Origin of the sequence: Streptomyces endocoffeicus (assembly GCF_016741935.1) — a bacterium.
GTDB lineage: Bacteria > Actinomycetota > Actinomycetes > Streptomycetales > Streptomycetaceae > Streptomyces > Streptomyces endocoffeicus.
Genome location: NZ_JAERRG010000002.1, coordinates 631,432 through 649,577, shown reverse-complemented (window position 1 = coordinate 649,577; position 18,146 = coordinate 631,432). Strand labels below are relative to the sequence as shown.

Below are 18,146 nucleotides of genomic sequence, written 5' to 3'. Positions count from 1 at the left end.
CGTCATCTCAATGGCCAAACGACGGGGTTCACCGAGTGGATGTCCTGTCGTGGTAGAGACAGAATCGCCGGTAGAGGGGGTCCTGGGTCCCGAGGGTGGTGTAGATCCGTGCGAATCGTCGGCTCAGCTCGGCGGTCGTCGCCAGGTAGATTTCTTTCGGGTCGAGGGCGGCTGTGGGCGGGTCGAGGATCAGGTGCGTCAGCACCACGATCTCGGGGAACGCCGTGAGGTGACTGCGCTCCTCAGCCGAGACCTCCTTGCTGGCAGCGAGACTCGGTCGAGGCGATCGGTCCATTCTTTCCCGAGGTCGATCGGCATTCCGGAGGCGGACCAGTCTTCGACGATTTTCCGCGCCAGGTCGAGGGCTTGTCCGATCTGACGGTGACGGCGGGCGAGCTGGTCGAGTCGACGCTGGGCCTCGATGACTTCCGGTAGAGGGACGAGCGGGATGTCGTGCGTGGATCGGGTCCAGAGTTGATGCCGCGGGCAGAGGTGGACGTGGGCGGGCGAGAGGGTGATGACCACGGAAGCGGTCGGGCTGCGGCAGGCTGTGCAACAGCGGCAGGGGCGGCTGACCAGGTGTTCCGTTCGCTGCCCGGGACCAGCACCTCGAAATCGGCGGCTGCCATCACGTAGCCGGCAGCCATGACACTGGTGTCGCCCTCGTCGCTGAGCAGCCGCAAGGGCACTCCCTCCAGCCCGATGACCTGCTGGTTCCGGCCCTCGAACCGGATCCTGTCCCCGACCCGCAGAACTCCGCGTGGCGCCAGTTCAGCCATGACTCACCGCGCAGCCGATCATGGAGCCGTCTCCCAGCGACACCGCCAGGTCAAGACGCAGGTCACCGCACCACAGCAGGTGGTAGAGCGTCGGCAGGACGGACAGCGGGTCCCCCACTGCCTCGGCACCGTCCATGAGCCGTTTCGCAACGTCGCTGACCCGGTTGCGTGGATGCCGGTAGCCCGATAGCCAGCGGACGTTGGCCATCTCCACCGGATCGGGCTCGTGCACCAGCGCGAAGGACCAGCAGCCCATCTCCTGGCACATCGCCTCGGTCACCGAGAACTTCACCGCGTCCTCCGGGCCGACCCGGTCTCCTGGCCGGACATCGACGACCAGGCCCGAGCCGTCCTCCAGCCGGACGAAGTAGTCCGGCGTATGCGAGATCCGGCGCTTCTCTCCCTGCCATGTCACCCGGAACGGCTGCGAGGCCAGCCCCACCAGCGACTGCGTCGTCGCCGCCCAGTACCAGCCCGTGAAGTGCCGCTGCCCGCGGTACGACGTGACCGCCGTACCGGGAGCACCGACTCGAACCGCACTCGGCACACCGCCTCCAGCACGGACTTCCGCAGCCCGCCGCTCTCGCCGTCAGCCCACTCGACATCGACCAGACCCAGATCCATCGCCACCCCCGGCTCCGCGTACCTGCCGAAAACGACCGTGACAGGTACCGCGAGAACCGGACCAGGAAATGAGATCAAACCCCACGTACGGGGCAAACGTCGTCGCTCAGCGCGCGACACAATGAGAATCCGACAACACGAACGAGAACGAGTGAGAATCCGACAGACTCAGTGCGACAGGACACAAGGTTCTGATACAGGCACTTAGCTTGTCCTACCTTCCAAGCGTGGGTTTGAGGCGGTCATTCGTAAGATCGTCGGGCCCAGGGGTTCCGGGTATGGCTGTGAGCTTGTCGCCGTTAGATGGCTCAAATGACTTGGCCGCCCGGAGCCCCGCGACGACTCGACCGCTCATTGGGATACGCGACTCGATCGCTGTGTAGGACAACGTCGGCGAGGTCGTCTGCGGGTCTGTTGCGACGACGAGCTGGCGGAGGTGCCCGTGCCCGAGATCTGGGCCGGAGTGGACATCGGCAAGGAACATCACCATTGCGTGGTGATCGACGCGCAGGGCGAGCGCCTTCTGTCCAGACGGGTCCTGAACGACGAATCCGCGCTGCTGGAGCTGATCAGCGGCGTACTCGCGCTCTCCGAGGACGCGCTGTGGGCGGTCGACATCAACCACGGCGGTGCGGCACTGCTCATCGGTCTGCTGCTGGGCCACGACCAGCCGATGGTCTACCTCACCGGCCTCGCCGTTCACCAGGCATCGGCCGCCTATCGCGGTCAGGGCAAAACTGATGCCAAGGACGCCTTCGTCATCGCCGATCAGGCTCGCATGCGCAGGGACCTCGGCGTCTTGCGGCCTGGTGACGAGATAGCCGTTGATCTCAAGATCCTGGTCAGGCGCCGCACCGACCTCGTCAACGACCGCACCCGCCAGATCAACCGGCTTCGGGAACAACTCCTTGAAATCTGCCCGGCCTTGGAACGAGCCCTCAGCCTGACGAACAAGGGGCCAGTGCTGCTGCTGACCGGCTACCAAACGCCGGCCGCCATCCGTCGAAGCGGCGCCAAGCGCATTGAGACATGGCTGAAGAACCGCAAGGTCAAAGGCGCCGCGACGCTCGCCCAGGCGGCCGTTGAGGCTGCCCAGGCCCAGCACACCGCCCTGCCGGGAGAGAGACTGGCCGCCTCGATGGTGGCCCGCCTCGCGAAGGGGGTGATAGCCCTCGAAGAGGAGGTCGCCGAACTTGACGCACTCATCGAGGCCCGGTTTCACGACCACCCGCACGCGGAAGTGATCCGCAGCCTTCCCGGCATGGGCGCCATGCTCGGAGCCACCTTCATTGCCGCCACCGGCGGTGAGATGGAGGCGTTCGGGACGGCGGACCGGCTTGCGGCGTTTGCCGGCCTGTCACCGGTGCCACGTGACTCCGGCCGCGTCAGCGGCAACATGCGCCGACCCCGCCGCTACCACCGCGGCCTCCTGCGGGCGTTCTACCTCTCCTCCATGGCCAGCATCAGGTCCTGCCCTGCCTCACGCGCGTACTACGACCGCAAGCGTGCCGAAGGGAAGGGACACAAACAGGCTGTGCTGTCCCTCGCCCGCCGCCGAGCCAACGTTCTGTGGGCAATGATCCGCGACGGAGCGTCGTATCAACCAGCACCAACGGTCACCATGGCCGCTTGACATTCCGATTGGGAAGTCGTTTAAGGTCCGCCCGTAGTCCGGACGGTCTGGAACTCCAGGGACATGACGTATCGCATCGAGTCCGATGAGGCTCTGGCTGAGCTGCTCCACCGCGCCGTTAAGCCGTTGCGGGAGGGGAATCGTCGCGCGGACATCGAACTGCGGGGTCCACTCGCGGAGTGGCTGGAGGATGCGGCAGCGGGGGACGAGGAGGGCGTGATCAGCCCTTATGCAGTAGACGTGGCCCGAGCGGTGCTGGGCGATCGGACTGACTCCTGAGCAGTTCGGCGTGGTTTTGTGCCGGTCTTGTGGTGGGTGGGGCGGCTGTAGGACTGGCCGGTGGGCCCATGGAGGCCGGTCCTCACAAGATGACGATCGTGCGGAACGGCGTCGTCGCCCACGGCGCTGGCTGAGCGTCCGTCACGGGGTGCCGGTAAGAACCATGTCATCAGCCGCAGATGATCACGCCTACCGGAATGCGGCAAGGGTACTCGGCTAACCTCGCGCTCCTACAGTCGTTGCGGCCTGCCGACCGGGGGGCCGCAACGGTCCTGGGGGCCTGCCGCACCTTGCGCCGCGACGCCCGTCCCCGCTGGGGCCGCCCGCACCATTTTGTGCCGGGGCACACCCCAATTCCTGCTGTGGAAACCGCCGTTCACCTGACCGACAGACGATCTAGCTACTACCGTGAGCGATGTGTCCCACGAACCCTCGCCCCCGCCCGGCGGCCCCCCACTACCGGGGCGACGGCAGCGGTTACGGGCTCGCTGGGCCGACCGGCACGCCCTGCCCCGGTTCGGCTTCTGGCTGCTCAGCCGCGGCGCCGTGGTGCTGGCAGTGTGCGGGGGGCTGTACGTGCTGAACGGATTCCTGATCGGCTGGGCGAACGCCTACGAGGTGATACTCGGCATCACCTCGCCCGCTGGCGTCCGCCCCCAATGGTGCGCCTGGCCGCTGTCCCTGATTGGCTGGGCCGCGATCCCCGCCATCGTTGGAGCGGCCGCTGGCTACATCATCACCGAGCAGATCCAGGCCCACCACGCGCGCGAGCTGAGCGACGTGCTCAGCGAACTACGTCGCCTGGCCGCACCCCCCAGCTCGCCACCGGCCTCCGGAGACGGCCCGTGATCACCCTGCACGACGTGCACAAACAGGGCAGCGAGGCCGTCAAGGCCGCAGTCCTGGCGTTCGGCGCCCGCCACCCCCGCAACGACGCCGCCCCTGACGCCGAACCCGACTGGGATCAAGCAGAGCGGCACTTCACCCGCCTCATCGAGACCATCATGGGAGGAGTAGCACTCCCGAAAGACAGTCTCTCAGCCACCGTGAAGCGGGCCGAGAACGAAGCCATCCACTTCCTTCTGTCTGTCAGCAACCTGCCCGACTACCGCTGTCCCATCTGTATCAGGCGGCAGAACCCCGCTGTGAGCCCCCGGCCTACCCTGGAGGCGACGTGACGGACGACGAACGCGCCCAGCACGCAGCCCGCCTGCGCGGACTGCTCTACCTCGCCTGTCCCGTTTCCCCGGCCTCGGCTATCGAGTCCACCGCCGAAGCAATCACCCAGCACGCCGAGGAAACACCCGGCGAACCAGTCCCTGAGGCCGCTCAGCTCAGCCAGCCCCAGCAGCAGCCGTCTGATGTGGATCGGCTGAACCTGACCCACGCGAAACTGGTCGAAGCGGACCTGAGCCGCGCGAACCTGCCTCGCGCGGACCTGAGCAACGCAGACCTGTTCCGCGCGAGCCTGAGCGGCGCGGACCTGACCGACGCGCGCCTGGTCAACGCGGACCTGACCCAAGCGGACCTGACCAACACAAACCTCAGCGGCGCGAACCTGACCCACGCGAAGCTGACCCGCGCAAACCTGACCCAAGCGGACCTGACCAACACAAACCTCAGCGGCGCGAACCTGACCCACGCGAACCTGACCGACGCGAACTTGCCCCGCATAAACCTGTTCCGCGCAGACCTGACCGACGCAAACCTCAGCGGGGCAAACCTGCCTGGCGCGGACCTGACCGACGCGAACCTGACCGGGGCGAACCTGACCGACGCGATGCTTACGGGTGCTACGAACATGCGTCTTCCGGGAGGAGCAATCTGGAACCGGCAAACTCTGTGGCCTGCCAACTTGGAATCGGATATCTCCGAGCAGTCCGACGAGGTGAGTCCGGGCGTCTACCAGGTGCGCGGAGGCGGACAGAGCCCGAACCACGACACCGTACGGGTGTGATAGCCCCAGCACACGCGGTCCCACGTGGGTTCAGCACCACGGATGGACAGCCACACCAGTAGGACGCCCCGTCGGACTGGTCGACGGAGTAGGTCAGTTGTTGCGGCTGGCGACACGATTCTTACCGGCGCCCCGTCACGCCGGGGCGGTGGCAGGTGCGCCCTCGGGGGTGCGCGGCCCAGGCACTGCGGCCACCCGGGTGGTCAGATCCAGGTCGAGGCGGCTGTTCAAGTCCAGCTCGAACCGGCCGTAGGGGTTCACGTGGGTCCAGAACAGCGGGGACAGCGCCCGCCGGTCGGCGTCGGTGAGGGTGTCGGCCCACTTCGGGTCAGCGAGGACCTGCTGCATCAGCTTGTTTTTTATGGTCTGAGGTCGAAATGGGTCTCGAACTAGGCCGCTCACCTGGGCGTTCGCGGGACAGAGGGGCGGCCTTCGTCTGATCATGTGCTCCGACCAAGGTGCACCGATCGAGACGAAGACCGTGAACGTGAGCCTGTCGCCTGATCCCGGTTCCGGGGAAGCGTTCGCGACAGCGTCCCGCTTCCGGGAGGATCTGTTCGACTCCCTGACCGCGCGCGGGGACGAGCTGTTCGAGCTCGCGGACGCGTTGCTGTGTGCGGACGGTCCGGTGAGGGCGCCGGTGGACCTGACGCTAGTGGCCGAGCACCGGCGGGGGCACGGCGCCATGTACGACGCGCTGAACAGCGGGAACGTGGACGTGCCCCGGCTGCGGCAGGTGCTGGCGCGGGAGGTCTGGTCGATGCTCTCGCTGACCGTCCCTGGCATCGAACACCGCACGGGCACCGGGGACGACGGCCGTATGACGTGGATGCTGCACGCTGACGGCTCCTGGGCCCGCGCCCACACCGGGGCCGGCGAGCGCACCGCAACCGTCCATCAGGGCGGCCCGCGCCGCCTGTACGACCTGCTCGATCAGATCCGCCGGCGGTGGCTGGAGAACGGTGAACTCCCGGTGTACGGAGCCAAGGTCACCATCACCCCTGATGGCGAGACCACACTGTCGCGCGGGGGCTGGGCGACAACGCTGTGAGCCCGACGGCCTGTTCCCGGCCCCGGTGCCGACGCGGCAGACTGGGCGTAGTCGACGAGAAGGGAGCATCCCGCATGGACGACGAGTCCCTTGAGGGGTGGGCAGCACGCCGTGACCGACGTCGCCCCACGCTCGGGGAGCGGCGGGTCACTCCCCGGAGCGGGGTACCCATGTCAACCCTGACGCTCCCCGCGGCGTCCAGGAATGGGACGGACACCAGTGGACCCCGGTCGGGGTCGCCGAGGACTTCACGGCTGCCGCCGGCGAGATCGGCGATGACGCGACGTCCCGGGCCGCGCGGGTTTCCCCCCGGCGTTCGACAGGCCGCCGCCACTGCCCGAACCATGGCGGCCGACCGAACGGTTCCACCGGCCCTGACGCACATCCATGTCCAACGCGCCGGAATAGGCGGCAAAAGAGGGGGCGGCACCTCCGCACAAGGTGCCGCCCCCTTTGAGATCCGGAGCCGCTGCCGGGGGTGAGGGTGGGTTCCCGGCGCCGGCTCCGGTGGCCTTATGGGGTGCTACCGGTTCACCGGCCGCTACCGGCCGTTCGCCGCCGCGCGGCCGGACTCCAGGCGGGCGACGGGGATGCGGAACGGGGAGCAGGAGACGTAGTCCAGGCCCACCTCGTGGAAGAAGTGGACGGACTCCGGGTCGCCGCCGTGCTCACCGCAGACCCCCAGCTTGAGGTCGGGGCGGGTGGCGCGGCCCGCCTGGGCGGCGTCGCGGACGAGGGCGCCGACGCCGTCCTTGTCGATGGTCTCGAACGGGCTGACGCCGAAGATGCCCTTCTCCAGGTAGGCGGTGAAGAAGCTGGCCTCGACGTCGTCCCGGGAGAAGCCCCAGACGGTCTGGGTGAGGTCGTTGGTGCCGAAGGAGAAGAAGTCGGCGGATTCGGCGATCTGAGCGGCGGTCAGCGCGGCGCGCGGCAGCTCGATCATGGTGCCGAGGGTGAGCTTGAGGTCCACGCCCCGGGCCTGTTCGACCTCCGCGATGACCCGCTCGGCCTCCTCGCGGACGATCTCCAGCTCCTGGACCGTGCCGACGAGCGGAATCATGATCTCGGCCCGTGGGTCGCCCTTGGCGTTCCGGCGCTCGGCGGCGGCCTCGGCGATCGCCCGTACCTGCATGGCGAACAGCCCGGGGATGACCAGGCCCAGCCGCACCCCGCGCAGGCCCAGCATCGGGTTCTGCTCGTGCAGCCGGTGCACGGCCTGGAGCAGCCGCAGATCGTTCTCGTTGTGGTCCTTGCGGGACTCGGCGAGCGCGACGCGCACCGACAGTTCGGTGATGTCGGGCAGGAACTCGTGCAGCGGCGGGTCGAGCAGCCGGACGGTGACCGGCAGCCCGTCCATCGCCTCGAAGAGCTCGACGAAGTCGTTCTTCTGGAGCGGCAGCAGCTCGCCCAGCGCCGCGTCCCGCTCCTCGTCGCCGTGGGCGAGGATCAGTCGCTCGACCATCTCGCGGCGCTCGCCGAGGAACATGTGCTCGGTGCGGCAGAGCCCGATGCCCTGGGCGCCGAACCGGCGGGCGCGGGCGGCGTCCTCGGCGTTGTCCGCGTTGGCCCGTACCCGCAGCCGTCGTACCCGGTCCGCGTACGCCATGATCCGGTGCACCGCGCCCACCAGCTCGTCCGCGTCGTCGGCGCCCGCGTGCATCCGGCCCTCGAAGTACTCCACGACCGGCGAGGGCACGACCGGGACCTCGCCGAGGTAGACCTTGCCGGAGGAGCCGTCGATCGAGACGACGTCGCCCTCCTCGATCACGATCCCGTCCTTGCCGTCCCGGCCGGGCACCGTCATCCGGCGCCGCTTGGTGTCGACCTCGAGCTCCTCGGCGCCGCACACACAGGTCTTGCCCATGCCGCGGGCGACGACGGCGGCGTGTGAGGTCTTGCCGCCGCGCGAGGTCAGAATGCCCTCCGCGGCGATCATGCCGTCGAGGTCGTCGGGGTTGGTCTCGCGGCGGATGAGGATGACCTTCTCGCCCGAGCGCGACCATTTGACGGCGGTGTACGAGTCGAAGACGGCCTTGCCGACGGCGGCGCCCGGGGACGCGGCGATGCCCCGGCCGATCTTCTGGACGGTGTCGCCGGAGGCGACCTCGTCGTCGAAGCGCGGGAACATCAGCTGCGCGAGCTGGGCCCCGTTGACCCGGCGCAGCGCCTCGGGCTCGTCGATCAGCCCCTGGTCGACGAGTTGGGTGGCGATCCGGAAGGCGGCCCCGGCGGTGCGCTTGCCGACGCGGGTCTGCAGCATCCACAGCTTGCCGCGCTCGATGGTGAACTCGATGTCGCACAGGTCCTTGTAGTGCGTCTCGAGGGTTTCCATGATCTGCATCAGCTGGTCGTAGGACCGCTGGTCGATCTGCTCGAGGTCGGCGAGGGGCACGGTGTTGCGGATGCCCGCGACCACGTCCTCGCCCTGGGCGTTCTGCAGGTAGTCGCCGTAGACGCCCTGGTGGCCGCTGGCCGGGTCGCGGGTGAAGGCGACGCCGGTGCCCGAGTCGGGGCCGAGGTTGCCGAAGACCATGGAGCAGATGTTGACCGCGGTGCCGAGGTCGTGGGGGATGCGCTCCTGGCGGCGGTAGAGCTTGGCGCGGTCGCCGTTCCAGGAGTCGAACACGGCTCGTACGGCGAGGTCCATCTGCTCGCGCGGCTCCTGCGGGAAGCCCCGGCCGGTCTCCTTGGCGACGATCTCCTTGAACTCGCCGACCAGCTTCTTGAGGTCGGCGGCGTCGAGGTCCACGTCGACGGTGACGCCCTTGGCGTGTTTGGCCTGCTCGATGGCCTCCTCGAAGAGGTCGCCGTCCACGCCGAGCACGGTCTTGCCGAACATCTGGATGAGGCGCCGGTAGGAGTCCCAGGCGAACCGGTCGTCACCCGCCTGCGCGGCAAGCCCGGCCACGGACTGGTCCGAGAGGCCGATGTTGAGGACGGTGTCCATCATCCCGGGCATCGAGAATTTGGCGCCGGACCGTACGGATACGAGGAGGGGGTCGTCCGCCTGGCCGAGCTTCTTGCCCATCTTCACTTCGAGGGCGTCGAGGTGCGCACTCACCTCGTCGCGCAGGGCCGGGGGCTCCGCACCGCTGTCCAGGTAGACCTTGCAGGCCTCGGTGGTGATCGTGAAGCCCGGTGGCACGGGGAGACCGAGATTGGTCATCTCGGCGAGGTTGGCCCCCTTCCCGCCGAGCAGGTCCTTGAGATCCTTGTTGCCCTCGGTGAAGTCGTAAACGAACTTCTGCTGATCTTGTGTTTCCGGCACGGGACTCGATCTCCTCGGCTCGGCTGCCCTGACGGCGGGGAGCGTACCCAGATCAAAGGCCCCTGAGCAGGTCCACTCCACCGTCATACGGCTGTAACCACCCGCCTGCCACGTGTTCGAAAGTGCGGCGCCCGAACGAGACTCTTACGAGATGCCTTCAAGCCTCGAACACACACCCACCCTCCGCCCGTGATGGACGCTTGGAATTTCACTATACGTAACCGATGGTTCGAGACGTCGAACATCAAGTGGGTGGCACTGAGTGCCACGCATTGGAGAGGTGAGCACAGCGGGATGCCGCCTGTTCACCTCCCGGTCGCCGCTCATCTGAGCGAAGGGCCGATCAGAGTGGCGAGAATCACGCCTTGTCATAGCCCATTGTCTCGCCTTTTGGATACAACGAGAGGGGGCACGCTCAGATGAGCGACACGCCGGGCGGGGTGGCCGACCACCTCCGCTGATGCCGAGCGGCGGCGAACCAGCCTCGTCCGCGGTCCCCTGATACGGCCCCGCTCCGCATCAGGGGACCGGGGCCCGCCGTTCCCCGCGAATGCATCGGGCCATATTTCAGGACGCCTGGTCGTCCCCGGGCTCCCGCAACCCGGCGAGGGCCTCGCGGGTCCGCACGGCGCAGTTGTGCTCCTCGCCCAGGGCGCGCTCGCAGATCTCGACCACGGCCCGCCATTCGGCCTCCGCCTCGTCGAGGCGGCCGAGGCCCTTGAGGGTGATGCCGAGGTTGTGGCGGGTCCAGAGGGTGTTGACGTGCTCCGGGCCCAGCACGCGGCGCCGCCCCTCGATCGTCTCCCGGATCTGCCGCTCGGCCTCCGCGAACCAGCCGAGCTTGTTGAGTACGTACCCCCAGCTGTGCCGCGCGGCCAGCGTCGACTCGGCCTCGGCGCCCAGAGCCCGGACGCGCCCCTCGACCACCTGGCGGAATTCCGCCTCGGCCTCCTCGTAGCGCTCCTGATCGCGCACCAGCGCCGCCAGGTTCAGCCGCGTCGTCAGCGCGTTCGGCGCGTCCCGGCCCAGGACCCGGGCCTCCGCCTCCACGACCACGCGGTACTCGGCCTCGGCCTCCTCCCGGCGTCCCAGGTTGGCCAGGACCCTGGCCCGGCCGCCTCGGGTCATGAGGGTCGACTGGGCGTCCGGTCCGAGGACGCGGAGCCAGTCGTCGAGCACCTCGGTGTACTCCGCCAGCGCCTCCTCGTTCAGCCCCGCCAGCCGCATGCTGGTCGCCAGGCAGTAGCGCGTGCTCAGAACGTTGGCATGGCCCTCCCCGAACACGGGGATCTGCTGCTCCAGGAGTTCGCGGTAGATCGGCCGCGCTTCGTCGTACCGCCGTTGGTCCTCCAGGACGAACGCGCGCAGCCGCTGGGCGATGAGCGAGTCGTCATGCCATTTCCCGAGCGTGCCGACCGTCTCCTCCACCAGCGTGTCGAGCTCGGCCTGCGCCTCGGCGTACCGGCCCAGGGCGCGCAGCCGGTGAACGCGGTTGCGCCGGGCACGGCGGATCCGCCAGTTCCACGGCTTCAGGCCCGCGGCGGTCCGCTCGATCAACTCCCGCCACAGCGCCTCGGCCTCTTCGTTGCGCTGCCTGGTGTCCAGGATCTCGCCGAGGGCGTACTCCGCCGTCAGCAGCGCCTCGTCCACCTCCGACTCCGCCGAGCGGCAGTCCTCGACCGCCGACCGCAGCTCGGCCTCGGCCTCGTCGTACAGCCCGAGCCTGCGCAGCGCGGCGGCCAGCCAGCCCCGCGCGGTCACGGTCCTGACATGCGTGGGGCCGTCCAGCTCCCGCCGGCCGGCGGCCACGGCCCGGAACTCCCGCGCGGCCTCCTCCACGCGCGCGAGGTCCAGCAGCACCCGCCCATAGGCCTGGCGCCGGGACAGGACCTCCGCCCGATGGTCGCCGCCCTCCCGCCGGTCCCACGCCTCGAGCAGCGTGCGGGACTCCTCCGCCGCCGCCTCCAGCCGCCCGGCGTCGTGCAGCAGGTCCACGAGGTAGCTGCGGGCGAAGAGCGTGTAGTCGTGCTCCTCGCCGTGCACCCGCGCCGAGACCGCGACCACCGCCCGCAGCTCGCGCTCCGCCTCGTCGTGCTCCCCGAGCTTGTTCAGGGTGAGCGCCAGATGCCCGCGGAGATTGCGGGATTCGAGGTCCTCGGCAGACCTCAGCCCCGCGATCTGCTCCCGCGCCGCCGCCTTCAGCTCCTCGGCGTGGGCCCCCCATCCGGCCCTGACGAGCCCATGGGCCAAGTTGGGCACAAGCCGCACGCCCCACCAGCCGGATTCCTCGTTCCGCCCGTCGGCGTTGTCCAGCACCTGGTCGACCTGATAGCGCACTCCCCTCGGCAGTCCCTCCTCCGCCGCGATCCGCCGCACCAGCGCGATCATCAGCGGCTGGACCCGTTCGGAGGTGTAGGAACGGGGCGGGACCTCACGCGTCGGGGGCGGGGTGGGCGGTCCGGGCGGCGGCCGCGGGGGCTCCTCCCGCTCCGGCGGTTCGTCCTCCGCCGCGTCCTCCAGCAGCCCAAGCCGCGACAGCAGCTCCAGTGACGCCGCCGCGAACGGGCGGGCCTCCTCGGCCACCCGGGAGTCCCCGTGGTCGCCGGAGAGCCGGGCGCGGAACTCGGGCCCGCTGCCCTGGCGGTGCAGCAGGAACTCGGTGACCTGCGCCGCCGTCTCCAGCGCGTCCGAGGTCCTGACCGCGTCCAGCAGCAGGTCCGCGACGCCCGGGTGGAACTCGTACTCCTCCGCGCTCCCCTCCCGTCCGCGCAGCAGCCCGCCCAGGAACACCTCGGCCAGCTGCGCCGGGTGGAAGCGCTCCCCACGGCCCGCGCCCGCCTGGTGGATCAGCCGCATCACCGGCAGCGTCAGCGGATGGACCGTGGCCAGCGCCCCGGCCAGGCGCTGGGCCTCGGGCGAGGCTGCGCCCCGGAAGCGGCGCAGCCGCTCCTCGGCCGTCGGCTGGGGGACATGGGCCGTGGCCCGCGCGGCCACCGGCTTCTCGGCGCCGTCCAGCAGCATCACCGGCAGCGGCTCACCGCCGCCGCCCGTACCGGTGAGCGCCGCCCACGCGCCCAGCTCGCCCTCGGCCAGCTCCAGCACGGGCACCGGTGTCGTGCCGTCGTACGACACCAGGCCGCGCGGCAGCACCGGATGGCGCACCGTCAGCGCGCGGCCCGGCGCGCCCTCGCGGCCGCCCGCGTCGACCAGCAGCCGCTGGGTGGGCATACCGCGCTCCGGCCACATCCGCGCGGGCAGTGGCTGGAGCACCGCCACCGGCGAGTGGCGGGCCCAGCGGCGCAGCAGCCGCGGGATCGCGCCGCCGCGCCACCCCGGGCCCACCCCGTCCGAGAGGACCAGCATCACGGTGCGGCCGGAGGTGTCGGTGAGCTGGCGGGCGGTGCGGCGCGGGGCGCCGGGGGCGTACGGGCGGGCCCTGAGCACCGGCCGGTCCTCGTCGGCGCTGTCCAGGCCGTAGGTCCGTACGGAGCGGAAGGCGCCCTGACGCTCCAGCAGTCCGCGCACCTCGGCGGCGAGCTGCTGCCACAGCACCATCGAGGGGCCGTCGTCCACGATGAGCGCGACGCTCAGCCAGCGCTCCGGGCGGGGGCGCAGCACCACGTCCGGCAGACCGGTCTCGGCGATCCACTCGGCGGTGGCGGTCTCGTCGACGCGGAAGGAGGTGCGGGACGGCACGCTGCGCCGCAGCGGCCGCAGCGCGCGGGACAGCCGGCGCGTCCCGGGGAGCGCCCGGACGCCCCGGACGCCGACGGCACGCGCCGGGCGGGCCGCGGCGGGGCGGGCGGCGCCGGGGGCGTAGAGCCCGGCGGGGACGAGGGGCCCTGGCTCGGGTTCGCCGGGGGTGAGTGCCCCGGGGAGCTGCCGCTGGGCGCCCTTCGCCTCGTCCTCGCCGTCGGCCGCGCCGGAGCCGGGCGCGGCGGGACGCCGGGACGGCGGCGGTTCGTCGCCGTCCCCTTCGCCGCGCGCCGGGGCGGTGGTGGCGGCGAACCACAGGACGTCGCGCAGCTCCACCTCGGAGAGCTCGACCCCCGCGTCCTCCAGCAGGGCGCACAGCCGCTCGATCATTGCGCGTCGACTTCGTTCAGCGAGCGGAACAGCTTGTCGAGGACGTCCTGGTCGACCCGCACCCCGGAGGAGCGCAGCCGGACCGCGTTGAGCAGCTGATCGGTGGCCAGCTCCCGCTCGTTGCGCCGGGACACGAAGTCGGCGATCAGCTCCTGGGCCCGCGCGCCGACCTCCTCGCCCAGATGCATGGTGACGATCCGCTGGAGCTGTGCCTCGTCGGGCTGCTTGAGGTCGAGCCGGACGCAGCGGCGCAGAAACGCCGGGGGGAACTCGCGCTCGCCGTTGCTGGTGATGACGACGACGGGGAAGACGGAGCAGCTGACCCAGCCGCTGGTGATCCCGGTCTTCTCGCGGGAGCCGGCGTACTGCACCTGGACCGTCCTCCCCTCCCCCAGGCGGGCCAGCTCCGGAATCTCGAACTCGCCCTCCTCGAAGACCGTAAGGAGGTCATTGGGCAGGTCGACATCGCCCTTGTCGAGCTCGTCCACGAGCAGCACTCGCGGCTTCCCGGCCGGGAGCAGCGCGGTGCCGAGGGCGCCGAGCCGCAGATAGTCGCCGATGTCCGGCTCGGCCGCGACGGTCTCGTCGGCGCGCCGCTTGAGGGAGGCTTCGCGCAGCCTGCCCACCGCGTCGTACGAGTAGAGGCCCTCGGTGAGCGTGGAGCGGCTGTTGACCGGCCAGTGCAGCACCTCGCCCAGCATCAGCTCGCGGGCGATGGCGTGGGCCAGGGTCGACTTGCCGGTGCCGGGGCGGCCGGTGACCAGCAGCGGGCGGTGCAGATGCAGCGCCATGTTGACGACGTCGCGGTCCTCGTCGGAGATCAGATACGGCAGCGGCCGCTTCTTGTCCCGGCGCCGCGCGTCGTCGCCGAAGCGCCGCCACGGCGGGGCGGGGGGCCAGGTCTCCACCTCGTGGGGCCGGGTGTCGCCGCCCTGGAAGAGCCTCCAGTCCTGTGCCATCTTCTTCGTCTCTCCTCAGGGTGCGGACAGGTCGAGTGGGTCGGGGAGCGGGCGGTGCGGATCGTCCCACAGGAGGGCCATATGGCTGCCGTGGTGGCTCTTGTAGGGGTCGCTGTCGGAGCGGAGTTCACGCAGCCGCTGGGGAAGGGAGCGCAGGGGCCGCTCCGCGCCGAGCAGTTCGCGTATCTCGTCCTCCGCTATGGACGGTTCCGCCTCGCCGTGCCATATGAGGACGGGTACCCCGCCGAACAGACAGGCGTTGAACAGGTCGGCACGGGCCCGCGAGGGGGTGGTCGTCAGCGCGCCCGGAGTGTCCATGGACTGCTGGACGACGCGGTACACCTCACCGCAGTCCATATGGCCCGGCAGCCAGCGCAGTTCCTGGGTGCCGGCGGTGCCGACCCGGTCCCAGCGGCGCTTCCACAGATCGTGGCGCTGGGATTCGCGGAATTCGGTGCAGCGCATGACGACCGGATAGTCCGTGCCCAGATGGCGCTTGACGGGCCGGGCGAACTGCCATTGGTGTACGGCCAGTTCGAGGTCGGTGGCGGAGACGAAGAACTCCAGCAGGGTGTCCGGGGCGTAGGGCTGGGCGCTCAGCAGGGCTTCGAGGCCGTCCTGTATCTCGTCCAGGGAGGCGGGGGTGTCCACCTTGGCCAGGGCGTGGACGTCCTCGCCGCGCCGCGTCCACACCTCGTACCCGCGCAGCTGTCCGGGGCCGCTGGACCGGTGGAGCCGGATCTGGATGCTCCCCCGGCCACCGCCGGGAGGTGCCCCCTGGTCCTGGGCGAGCCCGTTCGCCTTGAGCGCCTCGGCGTACTCCGTGGCCTCGCCGCGCCGCTCCATCAGCTGGCCCTTCAGCCCCAGCCGTTCGGCGCACCGCAGCGACCAGGCGCGCAGTTCGGCGGCGACCGGCCCGTCGTCGACGGCCGCGAAGCGCTCCACGACCCTGAGCAGTTGGGGGAGCCGGTCCGGCTTGGGCAGCAGCTCCTCCAGCGCGTCGGCGAGCCGGGCCGGATCGTGGAACGGCAGCTCGACGAGGCCGAACAGCGAACGGGCCTCCTCGGCGAGGTCACACCGCCCCCGCTGCCCCAGCCGCTCCAGCAGCCCGGTCAGCTCCGCGTATTCGGCGCGGGTCAGCCACTGGTTCTGGAGGGCGTGACATGCCTTACTGATCTCCGGACGGACCGGGGCCCGGTCGCTGAGCTCCGCGAGGAGGGTGACGGTGCCGTGCGGGTTCTCCAGCGCCCAGTCGACCAGTTCCTCGGCCGAGGGAGGCGTCGTGCTCGGCGGTTCGGTGGTGAACTGCTCCCAGAGCCCGACGACGACTTCCGCCGCGCGGCCGGGACGCTCCCCCAGCAGCGCGCCGACCGCATGGATCAGCTTGCCGCGCTCCCGCCGCTTCTGCTCGTCCAGCGGCGAACGGGGCCGGCCGAGCGGAACGTCCTCGCCGTTCCCGTCCCCCCTGCTGATGTGCACGGTCGGGAACTGCCGCAGGCCCTCATCCCGGCCCAGCCGCGCGAACTCGTCCCGGACCCCCTGCCACACCCGGTCGAGGTCCGGCGCCACGCCACCGGCGGAGGCCGCTTCGAGCTGCCGTAACAGCACGGAGGTGAACAGCCCCGCGCCCTGCTGGTTCTTGGACACCGCCCCGGGCTGACAGGCGCGCATCCAGTAGATCTCACGGGATTTGTTGATCACCGGCTTCCTGGTGAGCGTTTCCGGCTCGGCGACCATCAGGTGGGTGCGGAGCGGAAGGGCCTGCCAGCAGGCGTCGATGATCACGGTGACCCGGCCCATGCCCGACTTCGGCAGATGCTCGGTGCGCAGCAGCGTCATCAGGTTCAGCGCGTCGAGACCCCGCATGTCCCGGTCCCGCGTCTCCGGGTACAGCAGGCTCCAGCGGCCTCCCGGGGCCTGTACGCCGTGCCCCGCCCAGTAGATCCACAGCCGGTCCGCGTCGAGGGACCGCAGCTCCTCCATGAAGACCTGACGGATGGTGGGGCCGTCCGCCGGGCGGTAGTCGCGGTCCGCCGCTTCCACGGCGGCCTTGTTCCCCTCCGTGGGCGAGGCCAGCAGGCGGATGTTCTCCGCCGGCACGCCCAGCCCGGTCAGCCACGTCCGCATCGCGAGCGCGTCGTTCACCGGGCCGTCGAGGGTCCAGCCGTCACCGCCGCGGTACTGCTCGACCGCCACGATCACGGCATGGGTGCGGCGCCAGTCGTGCTCCACCGCTGTCACTTCGGCAGCTCCGGGGCCAGCAGGTCGTACAGCCGCTGGTGGGCGAAGTACGAGGTGTGGGCGCGCGGGAAGGGCTGGCGGGTGTTGACGCGCAGATCGGTGACCCGGCCGGGGAAGACCTTCTCCCCGACGAAGCCGAGCAGATCCTGCTCGTCATAGACGTTGATCCAGCGGGGGAACGCGGCCGGCAGCGGTTCGTCGCGGCGCAGCGCGGTGAGCGCGTCCAGTTCGTAGAGGAACGGCGCCTGGGAGCCGACCGTCACCAGCAGCTCCACCCCGGCGGGCGGATCGGGCTCGGCGAGCAGATCGACACAGGCGATACCGCCGAGGCTGTGGGCGAGCAGCACCACCGGGCCGTTCCCCGACTCGATCGCGTCGCCCACCGCCGCCCGGATCGCGGCGCGCACTCCGGCGCCGCGCACCTGGTAGCGGAGGATGTCACCACTGGCCGGGACGGCACCCTTGGTGATCCCGCCGCGGAAGGTATGGGCCAGTGAAGACAGCGGCGAGAGATAGGAGTTGAGCGCCCGTACGGCGACGGCCTTCGCGGCACCGGCGATGAATCCGCCCCGGTCGCCGCCGCCCAGCTGATCGGTGAGCGCGCCGACGACCGTGTCGCGGTCGGCGCCGTCCACCGCGAGCGGCTCGTCGTCGCCGTACGGGCCCTCGGCGCGCTGGACGGCCAGGGCGTACACGGCGCGGGCCGCGAGGGGCTCGATGCCGTCGGCGGGCGAGGTGCCGCCCAGACTGCCGGAGATCTCGTCGGCAACCCGGTCGGCGGCCTCGTCGAGATGCGGCGCGAGATCCGCGATGAGCCGCGGCAGGCTGCCGCCGGACTCCTCCGCCCCGGGCGCCACCGGCTCCAGCGTCAGGCCGCGCACCTTGTCGGCGACGGTCTCCCAGGGGTCGACGCGGCCGGGCGCGAAGCCCGTCTCCTCGCCGTCGTCGTGCGCCGCCTGCGCGAACTCCCGCAGCTCCGCGAGCGGATCGACCTCCAGCAGCGCCCAGACGGCCAGCGGATCGTCCTCGTCCAGCGCGCCGTCACCGCCGACGCCGCGGTTCTTCGTGCGCACCGGGAGCGACGCCCCGCCGAGCCCCAGCGAGGCTCCGTGCTCCTCGCCCCAGAAACAGCGGGCGACCGGGATATCGGCTCTCACCCGCCCCAGGCCGCTCACGACCCGCGCGAGGCTCTTCTCGTACGACTTGGCCCGGACCCCCGTGCCGTGGACGAAGACGACGCTTGCCACCGATCCCCCCAGATCGTCCAGA

Annotated in this window: 12 protein-coding genes and 2 pseudogenes; 6 read left to right on the top strand and 8 right to left on the bottom strand. The window is 70.5% G+C overall.

The window, feature by feature from the left end; all coding sequences use genetic code 11:
* Positions 1 to 28: 28 nt before the first annotated feature.
* Both JK364_RS10230 and JK364_RS10225 read right to left on the bottom strand, forming a co-directional pair.
* The gene (locus JK364_RS10230; RefSeq protein ID WP_201849778.1) at positions 29 to 295 is read right to left on the bottom strand and encodes a hypothetical protein; all 267 of its coding nucleotides are present in this window, start codon (positions 293 to 295) and stop codon (positions 29 to 31) included.
* Between the two features lie 476 nt (positions 296 to 771).
* A complete protein-coding gene (locus tag JK364_RS10225) occupies positions 772 to 1,326 on the bottom strand; it encodes a TnsA-like heteromeric transposase endonuclease subunit (RefSeq protein ID WP_307841214.1) in 555 nt (184 codons plus the stop codon).
* A gap of 519 nt (positions 1,327 to 1,845) precedes the next feature.
* Between JK364_RS10225 and JK364_RS10220 the strand changes: the two genes are divergently transcribed.
* From JK364_RS10220 to JK364_RS10205, 4 genes are all read left to right on the top strand, one after another.
* The gene (locus JK364_RS10220) at positions 1,846 to 3,036 is read left to right on the top strand and encodes an IS110 family RNA-guided transposase (RefSeq protein ID WP_443732258.1); all 1,191 of its coding nucleotides are present in this window, start codon (positions 1,846 to 1,848) and stop codon (positions 3,034 to 3,036) included.
* A 696-nt stretch (positions 3,037 to 3,732) separates the two neighbouring features.
* On the top strand, positions 3,733 to 4,164 hold the full coding sequence (locus JK364_RS55210) for a DUF6313 family protein (protein WP_201849774.1): 432 nt from the start codon (positions 3,733 to 3,735) through the stop codon (positions 4,162 to 4,164).
* Entirely contained in the window at positions 4,161 to 4,493 is a 333-nt protein-coding gene (locus JK364_RS10210; protein WP_201849772.1) for a hypothetical protein, read from the top strand. The genes JK364_RS55210 and JK364_RS10210 overlap by 4 nt, the downstream gene beginning before the upstream one ends.
* The gene (locus tag JK364_RS10205) at positions 4,490 to 5,272 is read left to right on the top strand and encodes a pentapeptide repeat-containing protein (protein WP_201849770.1); all 783 of its coding nucleotides are present in this window, start codon (positions 4,490 to 4,492) and stop codon (positions 5,270 to 5,272) included. The genes JK364_RS10210 and JK364_RS10205 overlap by 4 nt, the downstream gene beginning before the upstream one ends.
* A 135-nt stretch (positions 5,273 to 5,407) precedes the next feature.
* On the opposite strand, the gene JK364_RS55205 is transcribed toward JK364_RS10205, so the two are convergent.
* Positions 5,408 to 5,620 carry a Tn3 family transposase gene (locus JK364_RS55205; protein WP_230991657.1) on the bottom strand — a complete coding sequence of 71 codons (213 nt, stop codon included), beginning with the start codon at positions 5,618 to 5,620 and terminating at the stop codon, positions 5,408 to 5,410.
* A 139-nt stretch (positions 5,621 to 5,759) separates the two neighbouring features.
* On the opposite strand from JK364_RS55205, the pseudogene JK364_RS10195 reads away from it, so the two are divergent.
* Positions 5,760 to 6,017, top strand: a pseudogene (locus JK364_RS10195) (transposase); the annotation flags it as partial.
* Between the two features lie 466 nt (positions 6,018 to 6,483).
* Positions 6,484 to 6,780, top strand: a pseudogene (locus tag JK364_RS58010) (DUF6087 family protein); the annotation flags it as partial.
* An 84-nt stretch (positions 6,781 to 6,864) separates the two neighbouring features.
* On the opposite strand, the gene ppdK reads toward JK364_RS58010, so the two are convergent.
* From ppdK to JK364_RS10170, 5 genes are all read right to left on the bottom strand, one after another.
* Positions 6,865 to 9,591, bottom strand: a complete 2,727-nt coding sequence (gene ppdK / locus JK364_RS10190) for a pyruvate, phosphate dikinase (RefSeq protein ID WP_201849768.1) — start codon at positions 9,589 to 9,591, stop codon at positions 6,865 to 6,867.
* Between the two features lie 567 nt (positions 9,592 to 10,158).
* Positions 10,159 to 13,677, bottom strand: coding sequence for an SAV_2336 N-terminal domain-related protein (locus JK364_RS56915; protein ID WP_201849766.1), 3,519 nt, complete (start codon positions 13,675 to 13,677; stop codon positions 10,159 to 10,161).
* Positions 13,674 to 14,636 carry an AAA family ATPase gene (locus JK364_RS10180; protein WP_201849764.1) on the bottom strand — a complete coding sequence of 321 codons (963 nt, stop codon included), beginning with the start codon at positions 14,634 to 14,636 and terminating at the stop codon, positions 13,674 to 13,676. Before JK364_RS10180 ends, JK364_RS56915 begins: the two co-directional genes overlap by 4 nt.
* 15 nt (positions 14,637 to 14,651) lie before the next feature.
* Positions 14,652 to 16,877 (bottom strand): VMAP-C domain-containing protein, encoded by a 2,226-nt coding sequence (locus tag JK364_RS57505; RefSeq protein WP_201849762.1) that lies wholly within the window; start codon positions 16,875 to 16,877, stop codon positions 14,652 to 14,654.
* Positions 16,874 to 18,124, bottom strand: coding sequence for a lipase family protein (locus JK364_RS10170; protein ID WP_201849760.1), 1,251 nt, complete (start codon positions 18,122 to 18,124; stop codon positions 16,874 to 16,876). Before JK364_RS10170 ends, JK364_RS57505 begins: the two co-directional genes overlap by 4 nt.
* Between the last annotated feature and the right edge of the window lie 22 nt (positions 18,125 to 18,146).